This window comes from Pseudomonas sp. S8 (assembly GCF_050473925.1).
GTDB classification, from domain to species: Bacteria; Pseudomonadota; Gammaproteobacteria; order Pseudomonadales; family Pseudomonadaceae; genus Aquipseudomonas; species Aquipseudomonas parakoreensis.
Genome location: NZ_JBFDVZ010000016.1, coordinates 328,113 through 349,559, shown reverse-complemented (window position 1 = coordinate 349,559; position 21,447 = coordinate 328,113). Strand labels below are relative to the sequence as shown.

General features: G+C 61.0%; 16 protein-coding genes and 4 tRNA genes. 1 reads left to right on the top strand and 19 read right to left on the bottom strand.

The genetic code is table 11. The features are described 5' to 3' along the window. Positions 1–123: 123 nt before the first annotated feature. Positions 124–200, bottom strand: a tRNA-Val gene (locus tag AB1J88_RS02910). Between the two features lie 184 nt (positions 201–384). On the opposite strand from AB1J88_RS02910, the gene AB1J88_RS02905 reads away from it, so the two are divergent. Beyond that, positions 385–1,668, top strand: coding sequence for an NAD(P)/FAD-dependent oxidoreductase (locus AB1J88_RS02905; RefSeq protein ID WP_430290146.1), 1,284 nt, complete (start codon positions 385–387; stop codon positions 1,666–1,668). 46 nt (positions 1,669–1,714) lie between these two features. Here AB1J88_RS02905 and AB1J88_RS02900 read toward each other — a convergent pair whose 3' ends face one another. From AB1J88_RS02900 to AB1J88_RS02815, 18 genes are all read right to left on the bottom strand, one after another. Continuing rightward, entirely contained in the window at positions 1,715–2,686 is a 972-nt protein-coding gene (locus tag AB1J88_RS02900) for an XdhC family protein (RefSeq protein ID WP_430290145.1), read from the bottom strand. A gap of 1 nt (position 2,687) precedes the next feature. Continuing rightward, positions 2,688–3,923, bottom strand: coding sequence for a c-type cytochrome (locus AB1J88_RS02895; protein ID WP_222018866.1), 1,236 nt, complete (start codon positions 3,921–3,923; stop codon positions 2,688–2,690). Between the two features lie 2 nt (positions 3,924–3,925). Beyond that, on the bottom strand, positions 3,926–4,465 hold the full coding sequence (locus AB1J88_RS02890; protein ID WP_145595082.1) for a (2Fe-2S)-binding protein: 540 nt from the start codon (positions 4,463–4,465) through the stop codon (positions 3,926–3,928). Continuing rightward, on the bottom strand, positions 4,458–7,289 hold the full coding sequence (locus tag AB1J88_RS02885; protein ID WP_222018865.1) for a xanthine dehydrogenase family protein molybdopterin-binding subunit: 2,832 nt from the start codon (positions 7,287–7,289) through the stop codon (positions 4,458–4,460). The genes AB1J88_RS02890 and AB1J88_RS02885 overlap by 8 nt, the downstream gene beginning before the upstream one ends. Before the next feature lie 511 nt (positions 7,290–7,800). Continuing rightward, positions 7,801–7,877: transfer RNA gene (locus tag AB1J88_RS02880), tRNA-Asp, on the bottom strand. Between the two features lie 94 nt (positions 7,878–7,971). Beyond that, positions 7,972–8,048 (bottom strand) — tRNA-Asp (locus tag AB1J88_RS02875). A 54-nt stretch (positions 8,049–8,102) separates the two neighbouring features. Beyond that, positions 8,103–8,178, bottom strand: a tRNA-Val gene (locus AB1J88_RS02870). A gap of 216 nt (positions 8,179–8,394) precedes the next feature. After that, positions 8,395–9,171 carry an SDR family oxidoreductase gene (locus tag AB1J88_RS02865; protein ID WP_041066071.1) on the bottom strand — a complete coding sequence of 259 codons (777 nt, stop codon included), beginning with the start codon at positions 9,169–9,171 and terminating at the stop codon, positions 8,395–8,397. Then, positions 9,168–10,379, bottom strand: a complete 1,212-nt coding sequence (locus AB1J88_RS02860) for an O-succinylhomoserine sulfhydrylase (protein ID WP_095668817.1) — start codon at positions 10,377–10,379, stop codon at positions 9,168–9,170. Before AB1J88_RS02860 ends, AB1J88_RS02865 begins: the two co-directional genes overlap by 4 nt. Before the next feature lie 73 nt (positions 10,380–10,452). After that, complete coding sequence (gene purF, locus AB1J88_RS02855) at positions 10,453–11,958, bottom strand: amidophosphoribosyltransferase (protein WP_003226416.1); 1,506 nt, start codon at positions 11,956–11,958, stop codon at positions 10,453–10,455. 41 nt (positions 11,959–11,999) lie between these two features. Then, complete coding sequence (locus AB1J88_RS02850; protein WP_007961197.1) at positions 12,000–12,560, bottom strand: CvpA family protein; 561 nt, start codon at positions 12,558–12,560, stop codon at positions 12,000–12,002. Positions 12,561–12,658: 98 nt separating this feature from the next. Beyond that, positions 12,659–13,324: an SPOR domain-containing protein gene (locus AB1J88_RS02845; protein WP_430290144.1), complete on the bottom strand. Its 666-nt coding sequence runs from the start codon at positions 13,322–13,324 to the stop codon at positions 12,659–12,661. Further along, the gene (gene folC, locus AB1J88_RS02840) at positions 13,308–14,615 is read right to left on the bottom strand and encodes a bifunctional tetrahydrofolate synthase/dihydrofolate synthase (protein ID WP_430290143.1); all 1,308 of its coding nucleotides are present in this window, start codon (positions 14,613–14,615) and stop codon (positions 13,308–13,310) included. Before folC ends, AB1J88_RS02845 begins: the two co-directional genes overlap by 17 nt. Further along, a complete protein-coding gene (accD, locus tag AB1J88_RS02835) occupies positions 14,612–15,532 on the bottom strand; it encodes an acetyl-CoA carboxylase, carboxyltransferase subunit beta (RefSeq protein ID WP_027611535.1) in 921 nt (306 codons plus the stop codon). Before accD ends, folC begins: the two co-directional genes overlap by 4 nt. A 200-nt stretch (positions 15,533–15,732) precedes the next feature. Next, positions 15,733–16,377 (bottom strand): phosphoribosylanthranilate isomerase, encoded by a 645-nt coding sequence (locus AB1J88_RS02830; protein WP_430290142.1) that lies wholly within the window; start codon positions 16,375–16,377, stop codon positions 15,733–15,735. A gap of 64 nt (positions 16,378–16,441) precedes the next feature. Continuing rightward, positions 16,442–17,266 carry a tRNA pseudouridine(38-40) synthase TruA gene (gene truA, locus AB1J88_RS02825; RefSeq protein WP_027611533.1) on the bottom strand — a complete coding sequence of 275 codons (825 nt, stop codon included), beginning with the start codon at positions 17,264–17,266 and terminating at the stop codon, positions 16,442–16,444. 242 nt (positions 17,267–17,508) lie between these two features. After that, entirely contained in the window at positions 17,509–20,142 is a 2,634-nt protein-coding gene (locus AB1J88_RS02820; protein ID WP_430290141.1) for a FimV/HubP family polar landmark protein, read from the bottom strand. 208 nt (positions 20,143–20,350) lie between these two features. After that, positions 20,351–21,361: an aspartate-semialdehyde dehydrogenase gene (locus AB1J88_RS02815; protein ID WP_108183237.1), complete on the bottom strand. Its 1,011-nt coding sequence runs from the start codon at positions 21,359–21,361 to the stop codon at positions 20,351–20,353. Positions 21,362–21,447: the final 86 nt, after the last annotated feature.

The window sequence follows — 21,447 nt, the reverse complement described above, 5'->3', positions numbered from 1 at the left end:
TAACGAAAGATCGGAAGGATTGAGGCGAGCGCCTGGAGCAAGGCTTTGACAAATCGCAGACAACAAAAAAGGGCCCACCTTTCGGTGAGCCCTTCCAGACCGCCCAGCAGAGCGGATTTTGTTTGGTAGGCGCGATTGGACTCGAACCAACGACCCCCACCATGTCAAGGTGGTGCTCTAACCAACTGAGCTACGTGCCTGCTGTGAGGCGGCATTCTACGGAATTCCGGAGGGGTGTCAACACCTTTTTTTCACCTAACCCTATGAATATGCAAAATATTTAATTTCGGGCCGGTAGATAAGATTTTTCCGGTGGCTGGCGGAGGTTTTTCAACTCGGGTAGGATCGGCGCACTCGTAAAATATATTAAACAGAGGCTGCAGGATGGCGAACACCCCTTACCCAGAGTCTTATTACGCTGCGTCGGCCAATGCCGTACCGCCACGTCCGACCTTGCAGGATGATGTGGAGACGGATGTCTGTGTGATCGGCGCCGGGTACACCGGGCTGTCCTCGGCGCTGTTTCTGCTGGAAAATGGTTTTCGCGTCACGGTACTGGAAGCGGCGAAGGTCGGTTTCGGTGCGTCGGGGCGCAATGGCGGGCAGATCGTCAACAGCTATAGCCGCGACATCGACGTCATCGAGCGCACAGTCGGCCCCAAGCAAGCACAACTGCTCGGGCAGATGGCCTTCGAAGGCGGTCGGATCATTCGTGAGCGCGTGGCCAAGTACAACATCCAGTGCGACCTGAAGGACGGCGGCGTGTTCGCCGCCCTCTCCGCCAAGCAGATGGGTCACCTGGAATCGCAGAAGCGCCTGTGGGAGCGCTTCGGCCACACGCAACTGGAACTGCTCGACCAGCGCCGCATTCGCGAAGTGGTCGCCTGCGATCAGTACGTCGGCGGCATGCTCGACATGAGCGGTGGTCACATCCACCCGCTGAACCTGGCGCTCGGTGAAGCCGCTGCGGTGGAGTCCCTCGGCGGCACGATCTATGAGCAATCGCCGGCCGTGCGCATCGAGCGCGGTGCCAACCCGGTGGTGCACACGCCGCAGGGCAAGGTCAGGGCCAAGTTCATCATCGTTGCCGGCAACGCCTATCTCGGCAATCTGGTACCGGAACTGGCGGCGAAATCGATGCCGTGCGGCACCCAGGTAATCACCACCGAACCGCTGGGCGATGAGCTGGCGAAATCTCTTCTGCCACAGGATTACTGCGTCGAAGACTGCAACTACCTGCTCGACTACTACCGACTGACCGGCGACAAGCGCCTGATCTTCGGCGGCGGCGTGGTTTATGGTGCGCGAGATCCGGCGAACATCGAAGCGATCATCCGCCCGAAAATGCTCAAGGCGTTCCCGCAACTGAAAGACGTGAAGATCGACTACGCCTGGACCGGCAATTTCCTGCTGACCCTGTCGCGCCTGCCACAGGTCGGACGCTTGGGCGACAACATTTATTACTCGCAAGGCTGCAGCGGCCACGGCGTGACGTACACACATCTGGCCGGCAAGGTACTGGCTGAAGCGTTGCGCGGTCAGGCTGAGCGTTTTGATGCGTTTGCCGATCTGCCGCACTATCCGTTCCCGGGCGGGCAGTTGCTGCGCACGCCGTTTGCGGCATTGGGTGCGTGGTATTACGGGTTGCGTGACAAATTCGGGATGTAAAAAAGGGCCGCTGAATAGCGGCCCTTTTTACTCGACACCGAACGGTTCAGAGCTGATCCCGAGCAACCCCGCTACGAATCCGCAAGATATCCGCCAGCACCGCCAAAGCGATCTCCGCCGGTGTCTTGCTGCCCAGGTTAAGCCCGATCGGCGCATGAATCCGCGCCAGTTCGATCTCCCCCAGCCCACCAATCCTGCGCAGGCGCTCGAAACGTTTCTGCGAGGTCTGCTGCGAGCCCATGACGCCGATGTAAAACGCCTCGGTGCGCACCGCTTCCATCATTGCCAGGTCGTCGATACGCGGATCATGGGTCAACGCTACCACCGCGGTATCGCGGTGACAGCCGCCATCGGCGATAAACACTGACGGCAATTGCCGACGAATCTCCACGCCATTCAGCACCACGCCTTCGAGCACTTCGTCGCGCGGATCGCAAAGAATCACTTCAAAACCAAGACCGACCGCGAACTCGGCACAGGCTTGCGCCACGCTGGAATAGCCCGCCAGCAGCAAGCGCTGCGCGGCACCGATGCGAATCCGCACCCGGTCGATCTCGCGCTCGATGCGCGCGCCCTGCTCGCGATCCGCGAACAGACTGCGCGCACCACTGGCCAGATCGACCTCGCGAATCAGACGACGCTGGCCGAGCAACGCCGATTCAAGCTCACGCAGATGCGCCTGCACTTCGCAGTCGGCGTCAAATTTCTCTACCAGTACGTCGAGAATGCCGCCACAGGGCAGGCTGACCCGCGAGCGCGGATCATCACCTTCGCCGTAACGCACCACATTGACCGCATCGAGAAACGCACCTTCAGCGACGCGCGCGAGAAAGTCTTCCTCGACGCAGCCACCGGACAGCGACCCGATCCACTGGCCGCTATCGTTCACCGCCAGCAGCGAACCCGGCGCACGCGGTGCCGAGCCGTAAGTGGTCAGCACCGTGCACAGCCAAATGCGCTGCCCCGCCACCGACCACTCCAGTGCCCGCCGCACAACCTGTAGATCGAGATGCTGCATGTCAGTGCGCCTTGTGCTCGACGGCCGGAGCGTCAGCCTGCAGCTTCTGCACGTCGCTGACCGCCAGTTCAGCCGATTGACCGCCCCAGCCTTGACGCAGGTAGTTCAGCAGATCGGTCAGTTGCTCAGGCTTGAGCTTGTCGGCGAAACCCGGCATCGGCTGCATGTGTTCGAACCCGGCGAATTTCTGCTCGCCGATGCCGTCCTCAATCACCCGCAACAGATTGCGCGGATCTTCCAGACGCAGCGTGGTGTTGCCGCGCATGGCCACGGCGATGTGCGGCTTGCCTTCGCCACCGGCAGCATGGCAACCGGCGCAGACGTTCAAATATTCCTGACGGCCGCGCTGGGCGCTCGGGCTGAGCTTGTCCAGCGACACGTCAGTCAGCTCTTTCGCCGCGGGCGGCTTGTCGCCAAGCAGGAACGTCGCCATCGCCGCCAGATCCTGATCGTTCAGGCCCTGGGTGCTGTTGTGAAACACCGGGAACATCTCGTTGAACATCGTGCCCTGGGCGCTCATGCCGTGCTTGAGGAACGTGCTCAAGTCCTGCTGATTCCAGCCACGCGCCGCCAGATCGGTGGCGAGCAGGCTCGGTGCCAGATAACCGTTGAGGATGCCGCCGGTCAGGCGCTTGTCCAATTGCATCGCGCCCGGCAGACCGCGTGGCGTGTGGCATTCGCCGCAGTGACCGAGCACTTCGACCATGTACTGGCCCCGTTTCCAGGCTTCGCTTTTGCCTTCGGCAGATTCCAGCTTCAAGGCCTTGCCGTACAGCATGTTCCAGCCGATCAGGCCCGGACGTACGTTGAACGGAAAACTCAGGCTGGTGACCGGCGCGGCGCGCTCGATTGGCTCGATGGTTTTCAGGTACGCATGAATCGCGTCCGAGTCTTCCCGCGGCACCAAGTGATACGAGGTGTACGGCATCGCCGGATACAGATTGGCGCCGTCGCGACGCTTGCCTTCGGTCAGCGCAGCGAAGAATTCGTCATCGCTGTACAAGCCGATGCCGTGCTCTTTGCTCGGGGTGATGTTGGTACCGTAGATCGTGCCGAATGGCGAGACGATCGGCAGCCCGCCAGCAAACGGCGCGCCACCCGGTGCGGTGTGGCACGCCATGCAGTCGGCGGCGCGGGCGAGGTATTCGCCACGCTTGACCTGATCGTCGGCATGGGCAAACAACACCGGCGCAGCCAGCCCGACCGCCAGGGTCAGGCGGGTCAATAGATGCTTCATGCTCAACCCTCCTTGACCAGGCCGAGATCGGTCAGCACGTTGCGCGTGGCGTTGTAATAACGCACGTACCCGGTGCAACGGCAGATGTGGTGGCCGAGGCTGTCCTCGATGACTTTTTCCAGCTGGCTTTTGACGATCGGCTGGCGCTGCAGCTTCTCCACCAGCACCGTCGCGGCGTTGACGAAGCCCGGCGCGCAGTAGCTGCACTGGAAGGCGAATTCGTCGACGAACCGCTGCTGGATCGGGTTCAGCTCAGTGACCTGACCGCTCTCATCACGCTTGGCGTGACCTTCGATGGTGCGGACTTTTTTGCCCTCGAAGTAATGCGCACCGGTGATGCAGGTGCGCACTTCTTCGCTGGTGCCGTCCGGGTTGTCGACGATCACCACGCAGGCGTGGCAGATGCCCTGGCCGCAGCCCAGGCGCGAACCGGTAAGGTTCTTGTATTCGTGCAGATAGTCGATCATCGGCAGGTCATCAGGGATGTCCACCGGGCCGACGGATTGACCATTGAGGGTCAGTTGAAGCGGACGGTTAGCCATTGAGGGCCTCCTTGATGCGCGCAGCAGTGATTGGCAGATCGCGAACACGTTTACCGATGGCGTGCGCCACCGCGTTACCGATGGCACCGACCACCGGGATCATCACCACTTCAGCGATGCCTTTGGACGGATCGCTTGGTGACAGCGGCGGCAGAATCTCCGCAGTCTGCTTCCACACCGCGACGTGACGGGCCATCGGCAGGCGATAACGGTTGAAGTTCCAGTCACCCTCCCCCGGTCCGCCTTCGTACAGCGGCATCTCTTCCATCAGGGCGTGACCGATGCCCATCGCGATCCCGCCTTCAAGCTGGCCCTTGACCAGTTCTTCGACCAGCACCCGACCGCACTCGACCCACGAATGGTGGTTGAGCACTTCGACTTCCGCCGAGCCTTTATTGACCTTCAACTCGACCAGTGTCGCGACCGGGCTGTAGTAAGTCACCGCAGCGTTGTTCAACTGAACCACCGGGTAGTTGATGTTCTGACGATCCAACAGGTGGAAACCCGCCGTGTTCATCAACGCCTTCTTCGCCTTCGGCGCACCATCGCCGTACTTCACCGCCAGACCGTCGAGCGGCAGACGCTCGCGCACACCGTCGATGCTGTATTCGGCCTCGGCCCAGCTCCAGCGGTTGAACGCGTGAACGGTGGCGCCGGTGACCAGACCACGCTCGTGAGCGCGCTTGGCCAGCTCTTCAAAACTCAACGGCTGCATGCCGTTGGCAGTGAGTTTGCCGTCGACCCAATGCGCATCTTCACGACGCACCACGTAAGGGTTGGCTTGACCGCCGTAAGGGCCCTGACGCCAGATTTCCATAGCCGCCGGCCACAAGCCGTTGTTGAACAGCACGCGCGCCGCTTCACGGGTGGCGTGGCTGAAGTAGTAAGCCGAGTTGGTCGCGGACGATGCCGAGGCCAGCTTGCCGACCCAGCGCGGGTTGCGCAGCAGGTTGTCCTGCTCGGCCTGACTCATGATGTAAGGGTTGCCGCTGGTGATCAGCTGCATTTCCTGCCATTCGGTTTCGCCGGTCTTCACCTCATGCGCCGGACTGCCAAGGAAATCGGCCACCACCAGCGCTTGCGAAGTGGACATGCCGGTGCCGATTTCGATACCGATGTGGCGCAGGGTGATGCGACCTTCAGCGGTGAACTCGATGCTGGCCATCGGCGCTTCGGAACCGGTGCCGAAGTCTTTCTGGCAAATGGCGAAACCCACGCCGTACCAGTTGTCCGGGTCGGCAGCTTCGCGCTGTTTCTTGATCGCGTCGCGGTTTTTCCAGACTTCGTGCACCGAGGCCTTGTCGAGAATTTCGTGCAGGCGCAAAGCACCCGCCGGGATCGCGCCCTGGGTGTTTTTCATCCCCGAACGCAAGGCGTTCTTGCGACGCAGATCAATCGCGTCAACGCCGAGACGATTGGCGATTTCGTCGACCATCATTTCGGTCGAGGCCATGCTTTGCAGGGTGCCGTAACCGCGCATCGAACCTGCTTCAACACCACGCGAGTGATAAGCGGTGACCTGCAGATCGTTCTGCGGCATGTAATAGATCGACTGCGCTGCCGTGGCACCGACTGCCGCTACCGACGGGCTGTAGTTGATGCGACCGCCACCATCGACGCTCATTTCAGCGCGGAAAATCTTGAAGCTGTAGTCGTTCTTATCCACCGCCAGTTGATAACGAATGTCGAACGGGTGGCGCTTGATGCCGCTCTGGAACTGCTCGTAGCGGTCATTCGCCAGACGAATCGGCACACCGGCGCCATACAGCGCCGCGAGGGCCGCATAGTAGACGAAGATGTTGTGGTCTTTGGAACCGTAACCCACGGTGTAACCCGGGTGCATGTTCAGGTTGGCTAGGCCGAAGCGCGATGGCGCGATCATTTTCGCGGTCTCGGTCGCCGCTTCCAGCGGGCACTGAGTAGCGACCACGAAATGCAGGGTCTTGGTTTTCGGGTCGTACCAGCCGTTGCCGTTGTCCGGCTCCATTGCGGCCGGTTCGATCGACGGGGTCTTGTAGCGCTCGTCGAACACCAGCCAGTTGTCTGGCGGGGTATCGATCTGTTTTTTCATGCGATCGGCGTAGAACAGACCGCGCTCAGTCAGGTTGCCGTGCAGGTTCGGCTGGGAATTCCACACCGGCCGACGGTTCTTCAGCATCGGGAACAGGATCGAGTCTTTCAGGCTGGCGAATTCGTCTTCGTCGGCCGAGGTCGGACCGCCCACGCGCACGTAGCGGAAGCTGCCATAAGGGTCGCCTTCGTAGTACGGCACTTGTGCACCGTAACGAATCGCCTTGTCATTGAATTTGAGTTTGTTCTTGGCCTGGCGGAAACGCTCGAAATCGTTCCAGATCAGGATTGCTACCGGGTGACCGATGAACATCGGCACTTTGCCTTCCGGCAGCAAGGGGTCCGGCGCGTGCTCTTCCGGGAAGACGATGCCGTCCTTGTCCAGATCGGCGGCGGTGACGATGCGGTCAGGTTGCAAGTCGGCACCGAGCCACGACAGGTCGTAGCCAGCGTAGATACGGTCGGCCTTGATGGTTTTCAGCAGCATGGCGTGGCCCTGTTGCTCAGGCCAGCCCGGCATGTCCTTGGAGCGAATGTCGCGGGCAAATACTTTGCTGCCGCAAACTTTGGACAGCGCATCATTACGTTGACGCGCCTTGCCGTTGTTGCCGAGCCACTTCTCGGACGGCACGGTGACGCTGGTTTCCATCAAGGCAGCCAGCGCCTGGCTGCTGAGCGGCGTGAGCGTGACGCTCACACCCGCCACCAGCCCGCCCTGGAGGAACGAGCGCCGGGATATATCACGGTTGGACATGGATCATCCTCTGGGCGGTTATGTGTCCGCCCTTCTGGTTATCTACTGGGAATCTCGAGTCTTGCAGAAGCCCTTCTTGGCGAAACAAAGGGCGTGTTGACAGTGCAAAGCTGACCGAAAGGTTAACTTTAAAGGTTTCCGCGCTCGCAGCAAACAACCAGTTACAAAAATTTGACTAAAGAATCAAAAAATCAATGCGACGTGGCACCGCATGAGGTCGATTGCCCCCCCGCCATACATATTCGAATGCGGTTGCCCACTCCATGTAGGAGCTGTCGAGTGAAACGAGGCTGCGATCTTTTGATCCTGCTTCTACGATCAAAATCAAAAGATCGCAGCGTGCCGCAGCTCCAACAGGGATTTGTGCAGGGCTGGGTAGTGAAGGGAGAGAGAGCCAAATTTCAGACACAAAAAACCCCGGTCTTTCGACCAGGGTCTTTGCTATCGATTCCGAAACAACCAGCGGTTGCTTTCGGTGTTTCAAGGCGTTCAGTGGTCCTTGAAACAGATATGGCGCAGCGGACGGGACTCGAACCCGCGACCCCCGGCGTGACAGGCCGGTATTCTAACCGACTGAACTACCGCTGCGTATCGCTTTGAGCTTGCGCTCAATTAACTCGTTTTGACTGAAAGCTTCGGTGCTTTTCAATCGCGAACCAGACAATGTCTGACTCGTAAAATATGGCGCAGCGGACGGGACTCGAACCCGCGACCCCCGGCGTGACAGGCCGGTATTCTAACCGACTGAACTACCGCTGCGCGTCGGTGGAGGCACTTTCAGCCTACCTCTTGCTTTCGCAAGTTTCTCGGGAGTGGTGGGTGATGACGGGATCGAACCGCCGACATTCTGCTTGTAAGGCAGACGCTCTCCCAGCTGAGCTAATCACCCGTTTGCATCTCCGAGGCCGCGAAATTTACGCAGGTAGCGAACCTAAGTCAATAGCAGGATTGAAGTTTTTCTGAAAAAGACGAAATTGTTTCCATCCTGCAAGACTGCATTCGCGAGCAAGCTCGCTCCCACAGGGAAATGCATTCCTCATGTGGGAGCGGGCTTGCCCGCGAAGACGTCAGTTCATTCAACGCAAATTCAGTAGAAAAAGGCGATCTACTCGCTGTAGATCATCTTTTTCGTCATGCCACCATCCACGACGAATTCCTGCCCGGTCACAAACCCGGCATTGCGCGACAACAGCCACGCAACCATCGCCGCCACATCCTCGACCGTCCCTACCCTGCCCGCCGGATGCTGCGCATGATCGGCATCGGCCAGCGGCTCAGCTCGACGCGCAGAAGGATCCCGCGCATCGATCCAGCCGGGACTGACCGCGTTGACCCGAATCTCCGGCCCAAGACTGATCGCCAACGCATGGGTCAGCGCCAACAACCCGCCCTTGCTCGCCGCATACGCCTCGGAATCTGCCTCCGACTGTCGCGCACGGGTCGAGGCCAGATTGACGATCGAGCCGTTGTGCGCGCGCAGATACGGCGCGCAGTGCTTGGCCAGCAGCATCGGCCCGCTGAGATTCACTGCCAGCACCCGATTCCAGTACGCCAGATCCAGACTTTCCAGGGTGATGTTGTGCGGATCAGCCACCGCCGCGTTGCACACTAACGCATCGAGACGACCGAATTGCCCAAGCACTTCAGCAACACCCAATGCCACCTGACTTTCATCCGCCACGTCCATGGCGATGAACCAGGCATTCTCGCCCAGCACCTTCGCCACTTTCGAACCGCGTGCGCGATCAAGATCGGTCAGCACCACTTGCCAGCCTTCGCTGATCAGCCAGGCCGCGATGCCCAGACCGATGCCACGCGCGGCGCCGGTGACCAGCGCCACGCGGCCATGGGTACCCGCCGTCGGCGTCGACAACTCGATCACAACGCCGCCAGACCGCGCGACAGGTCGGCCTGCAGGTCGGCCACGTCTTCCAGACCGACCGCAATGCGGATCAGGCTGTCACGAATCCCCGCCGCCTCACGCTCCTGCGGCGCCAGACGGCCGTGGGAGGTGGTGCTCGGATGGGTGATGGTGGTTTTGCTGTCACCAAGGTTGGCAGTGATCGAGATCAAGCGGGTGGCATCGATAAAGCGCCATGCGCCCTCTTTGCCGCCCTTGACCTCGAAACTGACTACCGCACCGAAGCCCTTCTGCTGACGCTGGGCCAGCTCGTGCTGCGGATGGCTCTTGAGCCCGGCGTAATGCACCTTCTCGATACCGTCCTGCTGCTCCAGCCACTCGGCGAGTTGCTGAGCGTTGGCGCAGTGCGCCTTCATCCGCAGGTTCAGGGTTTCCAGGCCCTTGAGGAAGATCCACGCATTGAACGGGCTCAGGGTCGGCCCGGCGGTGCGCAGGAAGCCGACGACTTCTTTCATCTGCTCGCTGCGACCGGCCACCACCCCGCCCATGCAACGGCCCTGGCCGTCGATGAACTTGGTTGCCGAGTGCACGACGATGTCCGCACCGAGTTTCAGCGGTTGCTGCAAGGCAGGCGTGCAGAAGCAGTTGTCGACCACCAGCATCGCGCCTTTGGCGTGAGCGATTTCCGCCAGCGCGCTGATATCCACCAGCTCGGCCAACGGATTGGACGGCGACTCGACGAACAACAGCTTGGTGTTCGGCTTGATTGCCGCTTCCCAACCCGACAGATCGGCCAGCGGCACGTAATCAACTTCCACGCCGAAACGCTTGAAGTACTTTTCGAACAGGCTGATGGTCGAACCAAACACGCTGCGCGACACCAGCACGTGATCGCCGGCACTGCACAGGCTCATCACCACCGCCATGATCGCGGCCATGCCCGTGGCAGTGGCGACCGCTTGCTCAGCGCCTTCCAGCGCAGCGATACGCTCTTCGAACGCGCGCACGGTCGGGTTGGTGTAACGCGAGTAAACGTTGCCCGGCACTTCCCCGGCAAAGCGCGCGGCCGCGTCGGCGGCGGTACGGAACACGTAGCTGGAAGTGAAGAACATCGGATCACCGTGTTCGCCTTCCGGCGTACGGTGCTGACCGGCACGTACGGCCAGGGTATCGAACGCTACGCCTTCGAGGTCGCTGTCCAGCCGACCGGCATCCCATTCCTGACTCATGCTGTCACTCCTTGCCCTGTTCTTGAAAATTAAAAGTCAGATACAAAACCGGCCCCTCAGGGCCGGTAGAAACTCAGTTGTTGTACAGATCGATGATCGCACTGACCGCCTGGGTCTTGACCTTGGAAGCATCGTTGCGTGCCTGCTCGATCTTGTCCAGGTAAGCCTCGTCGACGTCGCCGGTGACGTACTTGCCGTCGAACACCGCGCAATCGAAGTTTTCGATCTTGATCTTGCCGCCACCGACCGCTTCGATCAAGTCAGGCAAGTCCTGATAGATCAGCCAGTCTGCGCCGATCAGATCCGCCACGTCCTGAGTCGAACGGTTGTGTGCGATCAGTTCGTGAGCGCTCGGCATGTCGATGCCGTAAACGTTCGGGAAGCGTACGGCCGGGGCCGCCGAGCAGAAGTAGACGTTTTTCGCGCCAGCTTCGCGGGCCATCTGGATGATCTGCTTGCAGGTAGTGCCGCGTACGATCGAGTCGTCGACCAGCATCACGTTCTTGCCGCGGAATTCCAGCTCGATGGCGTTGAGCTTCTGGCGAACCGACTTCTTGCGCGCCGCCTGGCCCGGCATGATGAAGGTCCGGCCGATGTAACGGTTCTTGACGAAGCCTTCGCGGAATTTCACGCCCAGATGATTCGCCAGCTCCAGCGCGGCGGTGCGGCTGGTGTCCGGAATCGGGATGACCACGTCGATGTCGTGCTCTGGACGCTCGCGCAGGATCTTCTCGGCGAGTTTCTCGCCCATGCGCAGACGCGCCTTGTAAACCGATACGCCGTCGATGATCGAATCCGGACGCGCCAGGTAAACGTGTTCGAAGATGCACGGGGTCAGGGACGGGTTGGTCGCGCACTGACGGGTGTGCAGCTTGCCGTCTTCAGTAATGTAGACCGCTTCGCCCGGGGCCAGATCGCGGATCAGGGTGAAACCGAGCACGTCCAGCGACACGCTTTCAGAAGCGATCATGTACTCGACGCCTTCGTCGGTGTGACGCTGGCCAAACACGATCGGACGGATGCCATGCGGGTCACGGAAACCGACGATGCCGTAACCGGTGATCATCGCTACCACCGCGTAACCGCCGACGCAACGGTTGTGCACGTCGGTCACGGCGGCAAACACGTCTTCTTCGGTCGGCTGCAGCTTGCCGCGCTGGGCCAGCTCATGGGCGAACACGTTGAGCAGCACTTCCGAGTCGGAACTGGTGTTGACGTGACGCAGATCGGATTCGTAGATTTCCTTGGCCAACTGTTCAACGTTGGTCAGGTTGCCGTTGTGCGCCAGGGTGATGCCGTAAGGCGAGTTGACGTAAAACGGCTGCGCTTCGGCCGAGGTCGAGCTGCCGGCGGTCGGGTAACGCACGTGGCCGATACCCATGTGGCCGACCAGGCGCTGCATGTGACGCTGCTGAAACACGTCACGCACCAGACCATTGTCCTTGCGCAAGAACAACCGGCCATCATGGCTGGTCACGATACCGGCAGCGTCCTGGCCGCGGTGCTGGAGCACGGTTAGCGCGTCATACAGCGCCTGATTGACGTTCGACTTACCGACGATACCGACGATGCCACACATGCGACGCAACCCCTACTTAATGGATCTGAACTGAACAACACTCACTGAGGCGTTTTGGCCGACGGCAAGAGTTGCTCCTTGAACGGAATATCAGCGGGTACGCTGATTCCGCTGGCAAGCCACTGACTGCTCCACCCGAGAATCAGGTTTTTGGACCAGTCGGCGACCAATAGAAACTTTGGCACGAGCTGTGATTCTTTCCACCACCCGTCCTGCTGTACCGGCCCCAGGCTCAACAGCCCGACTGCCACGACCACCAGCAACACGCCACGCGCCGCGCCGAAGGCCATGCCCAGGAATCGGTCGGTGCCGGACAACCCGGTCACGCGCACCAACTCGCCGATAAGATAATTGATCATTGCGCCCACGATCAGTGTGGCGACAAACATGATGGCACAGCCCGCGATCACGCGAGCCGATGGGGTTTCGATGTATCCGGCGAGGTACTCGGACAGTGAGCCACCGAACATCCAGGCAACCGCTCCTGCGATGATCCAGGTCACCAGCGATAATGCTTCCTTGACGAAGCCGCGGCTCAAACTGATCAAAGCGGAGATGGCGATGATTGCAACGATCGCCCAGTCAACCAGGGTAAATGGCACAGTGCAGCCTACAGACGGATAAGGCGGCGCATTTTAGCAGAGCGCACCGCTGTCGGTAAGCTGCGATTTTCAGTGCATTTCAATCGAATCGATAGATCCTAGCCGCGCTCGGGCTGAAAGCGCACGACAAAACCCTTGAGGTTCTGCTGACGGCTCAACACATCCCGCAGGCGATCAGCCTCGGCACGTTCGATCAGCGGCCCGACGAACACCCGATTCTTGCCATCGGCGGAACGGATGTAAGCGTTGTAGCCTTGGCTGCGCAGGGTTTTCTGCAGCGATTCCGCGCCCTCACGGCTCGACAGGCTGGCCAGTTGCACCGACCAGCTGACCGACAGACCGTTCGCATCGACCCGGCTTTGCGTGGTGTCAGGCTTGGTCGCAGCCGCAGCAATCGGCTGAGCCGGCGCCGGAGCAGGTTTGGCAACGGGCGCAGGCGCAACCGGTTTGGCTGCCGGAGCCGGGGTCGGCGCGGGTGCGGGTGCCGGTGCTGCGGCAATCGGCATCGACGGCGCCGATTGCTCGGCCACTTCGTCATCGCTCGGCACCGGCTCCTGCGGCAGTGCTTGCGGCTCAGGCACGGCCACCGGCTCGAGCTGCACTTGCGGCACAGCCGGCGCTTGCGGTGCAGATGGCGCCTCGACTGTCACTTGACGTTGCTCGTCCTGGCGGGAAAACAGCATCGGCAGGAAAATCACCGCCAGTGCCACCAGCACCAGGGCGCCAACCATGCGCTGCTTGTACGCTTTATCCAGCAAAGCCATTTGCCGCTTCCTCCGTGGAGCGCCGGGCCAGCCATTCAAGGGCCTCGGCGACACAATAAAATGATCCGAACAACAGAATCTCGTCGTCACTGGTGGCCACTGCGCACTGCCCTTCCAGCGCCGCCGCGACACTGTCATAGGACGTGACGGATGCGCCAAGGTTCTGCAACCCGGCGTGCAATTCGCTGACCGGGCGCGAACGCGGCGAATCCAGCGGCGCGACCGCCCAATGCTGGACACTAGCATTCAATTCGCCGACAACACCATCCAGATCCTTGTCGGCCAGCAAGCCGAACACCGCCAGACGTTTGCCCGCCAGAGGCCGACTGGCCAGACGCCGCGCCAGATACTCCGCCGCGTGCGGGTTGTGCCCCACATCCAGCAGCAGGTTCAAGCGCTTGCCATTGAAGTCAAAGGAGCGACGATCCAGACGCCCGACCACGCGATTCGCCTGCAAGGCTGCAACGATCTGCGAGGCATCCCACGGCAGATCGAGCAACAGATACGCCTGCAAGGCCAGCGCAGCGTTTTCCATCGGCAGATCCAGCAACGGCAAATCATGCAGTTCGACCTGCAGGCCTTGCGCATCGGTACCGCGCCATTGCCAATGCTGATCAGTGATACCCAGGTCGAAATCACGCCCACGCAGGAAAAACGGACACGCCAATTCGCGCGCCTTGTCGAGCAGCGGTTGCGGAGGATTCAGATCACCACACAAGGCAGGTTTGCCCTGACGGAAAATCCCGGCCTTCTCGAAAGCCACGGATTCACGGGTGTTACCCAGGTATTCGGCATGATCAACGCCAATACTGGTGACCAGCGCGACATCGGCATCTACCACATTGACCGTATCCAGACGCCCGCCCAGACCGACTTCCAGTACCACAGCATCAAGTTTTGCCTGTTGAAACAGCCAGAACGCCGCCAGGGTGCCCATTTCGAAGTAAGTCAGGGAAGTGTCGCCACGCCCGGCCTCGACTGCAGCGAAGGCCTCACACAGCTGTGCGTCAGTGGCTTCGACGCCATTGAGCTGCACCCGCTCGTTGTAACGCAGCAGGTGCGGAGAATTGTAGACACCCACGCTCAGGCCCTGCGCCCGTAGCAATGAAGCCACGAAAGCGCAGGTCGAACCCTTGCCGTTGGTGCCGGTGACCGTGATCACCCGAGGCGCCGGCTGGCCCAGTCCCATGCGGGACGCTACCTGTTGCGAACGCTCCAGCCCCATGTCGATGGCCGATGGATGCAACTGCTCAAGGTAGGCGAGCCACTCGCCAAGGGTACGCTCGGTCATACGTTGGCAGGCACCGGTGGAACGACGATTGGCTCGACAGGAGCGGCGACGTAGGTCGGAGTCGGCTGGCCGGTCAGTTGCGCCAGCAGATTGCCCAGGCGTGGACGCAGTTCACGACGATCGATGATCAGATCGATCGCGCCATGCTCCAGCAGGAACTCGCTGCGCTGGAAGCCTTCCGGCAGTTTTTCCCGCACGGTCTGCTCGATCACGCGCGGGCCAGCGAAGCCGATCAGCGCCTTTGGCTCACCGACGATCACGTCGCCGAGCATTGCCAGGCTGGCGGAAACGCCGCCGTAGACCGGATCGGTCAGCACCGAGATGAACGGAATGCCTTCTTCACGCAGACGCGCCAGTACGGCCGACGTCTTGGCCATCTGCATCAACGAGATCAGCGCTTCCTGCATGCGCGCACCACCGGAGGCGGCGAAGCAGATCATCGGGCAACGGTTTTCCAGGGCGTAGTTGGCGGCGCGCACGAAGCGCTCACCGACGATGGCGCCCATGGAACCGCCCATGAAGCTGAATTCGAACGCCGACACCACCACCGGCATACCCAGCAGGGTGCCGCTGACGGAGATCAGCGCGTCTTTTTCGCCGGTCTGCTTCTGTGCAGCGACCAAACGGTCCTTGTACTTCTTGCCGTCACGGAACTTCAGACGGTCAACCGGCTCCAGATCGGCACCCAGCTCGTTGCGACCTTCGGCATCCAGGAAGATGTCGATGCGCGCCCGTGCGCCGATGCGCATGTGGTGGTTGCACTTGGGGCAAACATCCAGGGTCTTTTCCAGCTCAGGGCGATACAGCACAGCCTCGCAGGACGGGCATTTGTGCCACAGACCTTCAGGCACCGAGCTCTTCTTGACCTCCGACCGCATGATCGAAGGGATCAGTTTGTCTACCAACCAGTTGCTCATGCTTTCTTTCTCCAGTACCGGCGGCCCGAACGCTCTGGTTCGCAGCCCCGCGTATGCCCTTCAGCTAAATTCATGTGTGTGGCGATGGTTGGTGGAACGCCGCGGTCAGCGCGAAACATGACCTGCGTTCAACTCCAGAAACCCTCAGCCTCGCCTGCTTTGTGCAAGTGCATTGATGGACGGCGGCAGACTGCCAGCCGTCACATCGAAGTAGACGCTCCCTGCGAGCTGCTGCGTACGGCATTGATGAACGCGCGGATCTTCGCAGGATCCTTGATGCCCTTGCTCGCCTCTACCCCGCCGCTGACATCGACGGCGTACGGTTTGACCCGGGCCACGGCGTCGGCGACGTTTTCTGGGGTCAGGCCACCCGCCAGGATCAGCGGCTTGCTCAATTGCTGCGGAATCAATGACCAGTCGAACGCCTCACCGGTTCCGCCGGGCACACCTTCGACGTAGGTGTCGAGCAGCACACCGCTGGCACTCGGATAGGCATCGACGGCAGCCGCGATGTCGTCGCCGGCCTTGACCCGCAATGCCTTGATGTACGGACGATGCCAGCCTTCGCACTCTTGCGCGGTCTCGTCGCCATGGAACTGCAACAGATCCAGCGGCACGGCATCGAGGATTTCCCCCAATTCACAGCGACTGGCGTTGACGAACAAGCCCACCGTCGTCACGAAGGGCGGCAAAGCCTGAATGATCGCCCTCGCCTGCTGCACATTCACTGCACGCGGGCTCTTGGCGTAGAACACGAACCCGATCGCATCCGCCCCGGCCTCGACCGCTGCCAACGCATCTTCTATGCGGGTAATCCCGCAGATCTTGCTGCGAACGGCTGACATATCGAGAAAAACTCCGCGTCAAATTCGGGAAAGTCCCGGATGGTAACAAAAGCGCTCGAGGGCGTCAGCCGTCAAGTTCCGAGAAACCCGTAAGGAAATGTGGCCCGATAAAACGCTCGGGCAACGGAAATTCATCGTGATACTCGACCTGCACCAGATACAACCCGTACGGGTGCGCGGTCACACCACCGGAACGGCGCTCGCGGCTTTCCAGAACTTCCTTCATCCACTCGACCGGGCGCTCGCCGGCACCGATGGTCATTAGCACACCGGCAATGTTGCGCACCATGTGGTGCAAAAAGGCGTTGGCGCGGATATCGAGCACGATCATCTTGCCGTGCCGGGTCACGCGCAGGTGATGCATCTTCTTGATCGGCGACTTGGCCTGGCACTGGCCGGCACGGAACGCACTGAAATCGTGGGTGCCAATCAGATATTGCGCAGCTTGCGCCATGCGCTCGACGTCGAGCGGGCGGTGGTTCCAGGTGATCTCTTCATTGAGATGCGCCGGACGAATCTGATCGTTGTAGATGACATAGCGATAACGGCGGGCGATGGCTTTGAATCGCGCATGGAAATGCGCCGGCATCACCCGCGCCCAGCTGACACTGATGTCGTGGGGCAGATTGATATTGGCGCCCATCACCCAGGCTTTCAGCGAACGATCGACCGGCGTATCGAAGTGCACCACCTGCCCGCACGCATGCACACCCGCATCGGTGCGACCGGCGCACTGCAGCGAAATCGGCGAGTTGGCGACTTTCGACAAGGCTTTTTCAAGCTCTTCCTGCACCGTGGCCACGCCGGTCAACTGACGCTGCCAGCCGCTGTAGCGCGAGCCTTTGTACTCGACGCCCAGTGCCACGCGGTAAAAGCCTTCGGGTGCCATTTCGGCGGCCGGGTTATCTATGTTTGCCAAGGTGGGACAGCCTGCTGATGTACAAAGGCGGGCATTATAAGGCTGTGGGTCGGGGATGCCAGTTTCAAGATCAAAAGATCGAAGCCTTCGGCAGCTCCTACATGAGATTACGTTCCTCTGTAGGAGCTGCCGAAGGCTGCGATCTTTTGATATTAAAAAGCAAACAAAAACGGCAGCCTTGATCGGGCTGCCGTTTTTGATTTACCGCTGACTCAAGCCAGGTGCGAAAGCATTTCCTTGGCCTCGCCCCGCTGCTTCTCGTCACCTTCGGTCAACACCTCGTTGAGGATGTCGCGCGCGCCGTCATTGTCGCCCATGTCGATGTAGGCCTGGGCCAGATCGAGTTTGGTGGCGGCTTCGTCGGTGCCGGCGAGGAAGTCGAAGTCGTCTTCGCCCAGTTCATCACCCATGGCCGCGTCGGCTTCGGTGAAAGTCGGCTCGGCGATGCTCTGCGACAGACGATCCAGCTCGGCGTTGACGTCATCCAGCTCTGCCGCGAAGGCATCCGGTTCGGCCGGGTTGGTGTCCATTTCGTCGGCCAGCGACAGATCGAAATCGGCGGGCAGCTCCAGATCGTCCTGTGGCACTTCGCTGGCGACCACAGGCTCGGCAGGCGACAGGTCTTTCACGCCTTCGTCCAGATCCAGCAGGAAGTCATCGTCCGCCAGGTCAGCCATCGGGGCTGGCGCAGGCTCGGCACCGAGGTCCAGATCGAGGTCGAAGTCCGACAGGTCGTCGAGGTTCTCTTTGATCTCGGTCTGCTGTTGCAGCACCGACTCAAAGCTCAGATCGTCGTCAGCCGGGAATTCGTCCAGCTCCACCGGAGCTTCAGGTGCGACGACAGGCGCAGGCTCAACGGGGGTGATGTTGTCGAGGTCGTCCAGACTCAGATCGAACGCGCTGTCCAGATCGTCTGCCGCAGGCTCAGGTGCAGGCGCCTCTGGCTCGTCAAGCAGCAGCTCCTTGACGTATTGCGCATCGAGTTCGGCGGCGGCCGCCGCTGCAGCCAGACCCGCAACCGCGACTACAGCCATGGCCGGGAAGCGTTTTTTCAGCTCTTCGACCTTGGCGAAGTTGTCGCCATTGGCCACCAGCTGGCGCTCCTGACCGACGAACGCATCGCGGTCACCCTGCTGACCATAGACTTCCATCAGTTTCAGCCGCAGATCACTGCGCTGCGGTTCAAGACTGACGCCCTCTTCCAGCAGCGCGGCAGCCTGATTCAGGCGACCGGCGTTAATGTGCGACTGAGCCTTGTCCAGCACGTCATCGGAACGCTCGGCGGCCGGCGCGACCAATGGCGCGGCAATCGGCTCGGCCATCACCACCGGAGCCACTACCGCAGCAGGCGCTGGCGCAGATGCCGGGGTGTTGAGCTTGACGCTGGCGGCAGGTGTTTCCAGACCTTCGAAGCTGCTTTCCGGCAGATCCTGCTCGGCAGAGAACTCCTGCTCTTCCGCCAGAGCGCGGGCCATGCGCAGGTGTTTCTCGGCTTCCTGCTGGGCTTTGCGGCGACGGGCCAGCAGCAACAGCAGAAGCAGCAGCACCACCGCACCGCCGCCGATCAGCCCCAGCAGGATCGGATTGGTCAGCAGTTCATTGAAGGTTTTGTCTTCATCGACTACCGGTTTTGGCGCAACCACTGGCGTCTCGGCAGGCGTGTCGACCGGTGGCGCAATCGCCGATTCCGGGGTAGGTGCGGCCTCCGCCGGCGTCGCTGGCGGCGTTGCGGCCAGTTCGGCGGTGATCGCCGGTACGGCAGCGGTGGCGGCTGGCGCAGCGCCCGGGCCTTCGGCCTGCATCTTCGCCAGTTGATTGTTCTTCAGCTCGATCAGGCGTTGCAGCTTGTCCAGCTGACTTTGCAGATCGGCCATGCGGCTTTTCAGTTCCTCGTTGTCACGACGGGTCGTGTCGAGGCTTTCCTGAGTCACCGCCAGTTTGTTGCTCAAGGCCTTGGCATCGCCGGCCGGGCCTTTGCCCCGCGCCTTGGCACTTTCGGCGGAGACCAGGCTCAAGTTGTCCTTGGCATTCTGGCCGGTGCCGACATTGCTGCGGCCACGCTTGGTAGCGTCGAGCTGCTGCTGACCAGTGCCAGGCTTGGCCACATAACGACGGCCCTGACGCCAAGCTTCGTTCTGCGCGGCGACTTCAGCAATCGCCTTGGACTGTGGCAGCGCGGTGCTTTCCACCGAGTCCGGCAGACGCAACACTTGACCGGTTTTCAGCCGGTTGATGTTGCCGTCGATGAACGCATCCGGATTCAGCGCCTGAATCGCCAGCATGGTTTGCTGCACGGAGCCGCCGGTGCGCGCCTTCGCGGCGATCTCCCACAGGGTATCGCGCGGCGTGGTGGTGTACTGATTCGGGTGCGTGGCGCCGGTGGTCGGTGCGGTGATGGTCTGCGACGGCGCCGGTTGCGCGGCGGCGTCAGCGGTCTGTGGCGAGAATTTCGACGGATCCAGAAGCACACTGTAATCGCGCAGCAGACGGCCATTCGGCCACATCACCTGCACGAGGAATTTCACCATCGGTTCCGACAGCGGCTTGCTCGACGTCACGCGCAGCACGCTCTTGCCGCTGGCGTTGAGCACCGGGGTGAACGTCAGGTCGTTGAGGAAGGCCTGGCGATCGACACCGGCCTTGGCGAAATCTTCGGGTGAAGCCAGGCTCGGCACCACTTCGGCAGCGGTGAGATCCTTGACGTCGAGCAACTCGATCTCGGCCACCAGCGGCTGGTTCAGGGTCGACTTCAGGGTCAGCTCCCCGAGCCCGAGGGCATGCGCCATACCGGAGGACAGCGCCGAGGCGGCCGCTATTGCTAACACCAGTTTGCGAACTTGAACCATAGCCTCATCCTTTGTTTGAACGTTCCTCGGCCAGCGAGAAGATGTTGATTGCCGCTGCCGTAAGGCATTGCGCGCGACGACGACACATGCCGCGCGCGATCATTTCTTTGATGCCCCGGAAAGTCCCGGAGGGTGACACGTTATCAAGTGCTCCGGGCAAGCATAGCGCTCACCTAGAATCAGTCGACAAATTGTTGCCAAGTATCTTTTACAGCAGGTCTTTTATCAACAATTCAGCGACCTGCACAGCATTCAGGGCGGCGCCTTTGCGTACGTTATCTGACGTCAGCCACAGATTAAGTTCCGCCGGGTCGTCGACACCGGCGCGCACACGGCCAACATAGACAACGTCCTGCCCCACCGCGTCACCCACCGCTGTCGGGTAATCGCCGGCTTCAACCAGCTCGATGCCGGGTGCGTCTTCCAGTGCGGCGTTGACCTTTTCCAGGTCGACCGCGCTCGCTGACTGCAAGGTCACGCTATAGCTATCGCCAAAAAACACCGGGGCTTGAACGCAAGTAGCGGAAATCTTTAATAAAGGCTGCGCCAACACCTGACGCAGCTCGCGCACCAGGCGTTTTTCCAGCAGCGTGTGGCCTTGAGCGTCCGGCGTGCCGACCTGAGCCAACAGGTTGAAGGCCATCTGCCGATCGAAGAAGGTCGGCTCCAGCGGACGCATGTTCAGCAACTCGGCGGTCTGCCGCGCCAGCTCGGTCACGGCTTCGCGACCTTGCGCGGAGACGGCGAGATTGGCGGTGACGTTGACGTATTGCAGCTCGAGCAAATCGAGCAGCGGCGCCAGCACCACGGCCAGCGTCGTCGCCGAAGGGCTTGGGCTGCTGACCTGGAACGGTGCTTTCAGACCGGCGATGACCTCGGCGTTGGCTTCCGGCACCACTTGCGGCGCCTGCTCGGCCGGCAACGCGCCGGACAGGTCGATCAGCGAGCAACCGGCCGCGTGGGCACGCGCCGCGTAACTCAGGGAAACGGCAGCACCAGCGGCGAAGAACACCAGTTTGACCTTGCTGAAATCGAACTCGTCGACTTCACGCACGCGCACGTTCTTGTTGCGAAACAGCACCGAACTGCCGGCGGATTCGCTACTGGCCAGCAGGTGCAGGTTACCGACCGGAAAGTCGCGCTCTTCGAGAATCTGCACGAGGGTTTCGCCGACAGTACCGGTGGCGCCGACGACGGCAATATCAAGGGTCTGGGTCATGGTTCTACCTCTGGCGAAACGGGGGGAGCGGCACTTTACCGGGTGACTGGCGGTTCGGCAATTTAGAGCAAAAGATCGCAGCCTTC

Coding starts and splice junctions, on each gene's coding strand:
- AB1J88_RS02830 (WP_430290142.1), bottom strand. CDS start 16,377: ATGTCAGCCGTTCGCAGCAAGATCTGCGGGATTACCCGCATAGAAGAT.
- AB1J88_RS02820 (WP_430290141.1), bottom strand. CDS start 20,142: ATGGTTCAAGTTCGCAAACTGGTGTTAGCAATAGCGGCCGCCTCGGCG.
- truA (WP_027611533.1), bottom strand. CDS start 17,266: ATGGCACCCGAAGGCTTTTACCGCGTGGCACTGGGCGTCGAGTACAAA.
- purF (WP_003226416.1), bottom strand. CDS start 11,958: ATGTGTGGCATCGTCGGTATCGTCGGTAAGTCGAACGTCAATCAGGCG.
- AB1J88_RS02845 (WP_430290144.1), bottom strand. CDS start 13,324: ATGGCTTTGCTGGATAAAGCGTACAAGCAGCGCATGGTTGGCGCCCTG.
- AB1J88_RS02895 (WP_222018866.1), bottom strand. CDS start 3,923: ATGAAGCATCTATTGACCCGCCTGACCCTGGCGGTCGGGCTGGCTGCG.
- AB1J88_RS02900 (WP_430290145.1), bottom strand. CDS start 2,686: ATGCAGCATCTCGATCTACAGGTTGTGCGGCGGGCACTGGAGTGGTCG.
- AB1J88_RS02890 (WP_145595082.1), bottom strand. CDS start 4,465: ATGGCTAACCGTCCGCTTCAACTGACCCTCAATGGTCAATCCGTCGGC.
- AB1J88_RS02905 (WP_430290146.1), top strand. CDS start 385: ATGGCGAACACCCCTTACCCAGAGTCTTATTACGCTGCGTCGGCCAAT.
- AB1J88_RS02860 (WP_095668817.1), bottom strand. CDS start 10,379: ATGAGTCAGGAATGGGATGCCGGTCGGCTGGACAGCGACCTCGAAGGC.
- AB1J88_RS02885 (WP_222018865.1), bottom strand. CDS start 7,289: ATGTCCAACCGTGATATATCCCGGCGCTCGTTCCTCCAGGGCGGGCTG.
- accD (WP_027611535.1), bottom strand. CDS start 15,532: ATGAGCAACTGGTTGGTAGACAAACTGATCCCTTCGATCATGCGGTCG.
- AB1J88_RS02815 (WP_108183237.1), bottom strand. CDS start 21,361: ATGACCCAGACCCTTGATATTGCCGTCGTCGGCGCCACCGGTACTGTC.
- folC (WP_430290143.1), bottom strand. CDS start 14,615: ATGACCGAGCGTACCCTTGGCGAGTGGCTCGCCTACCTTGAGCAGTTG.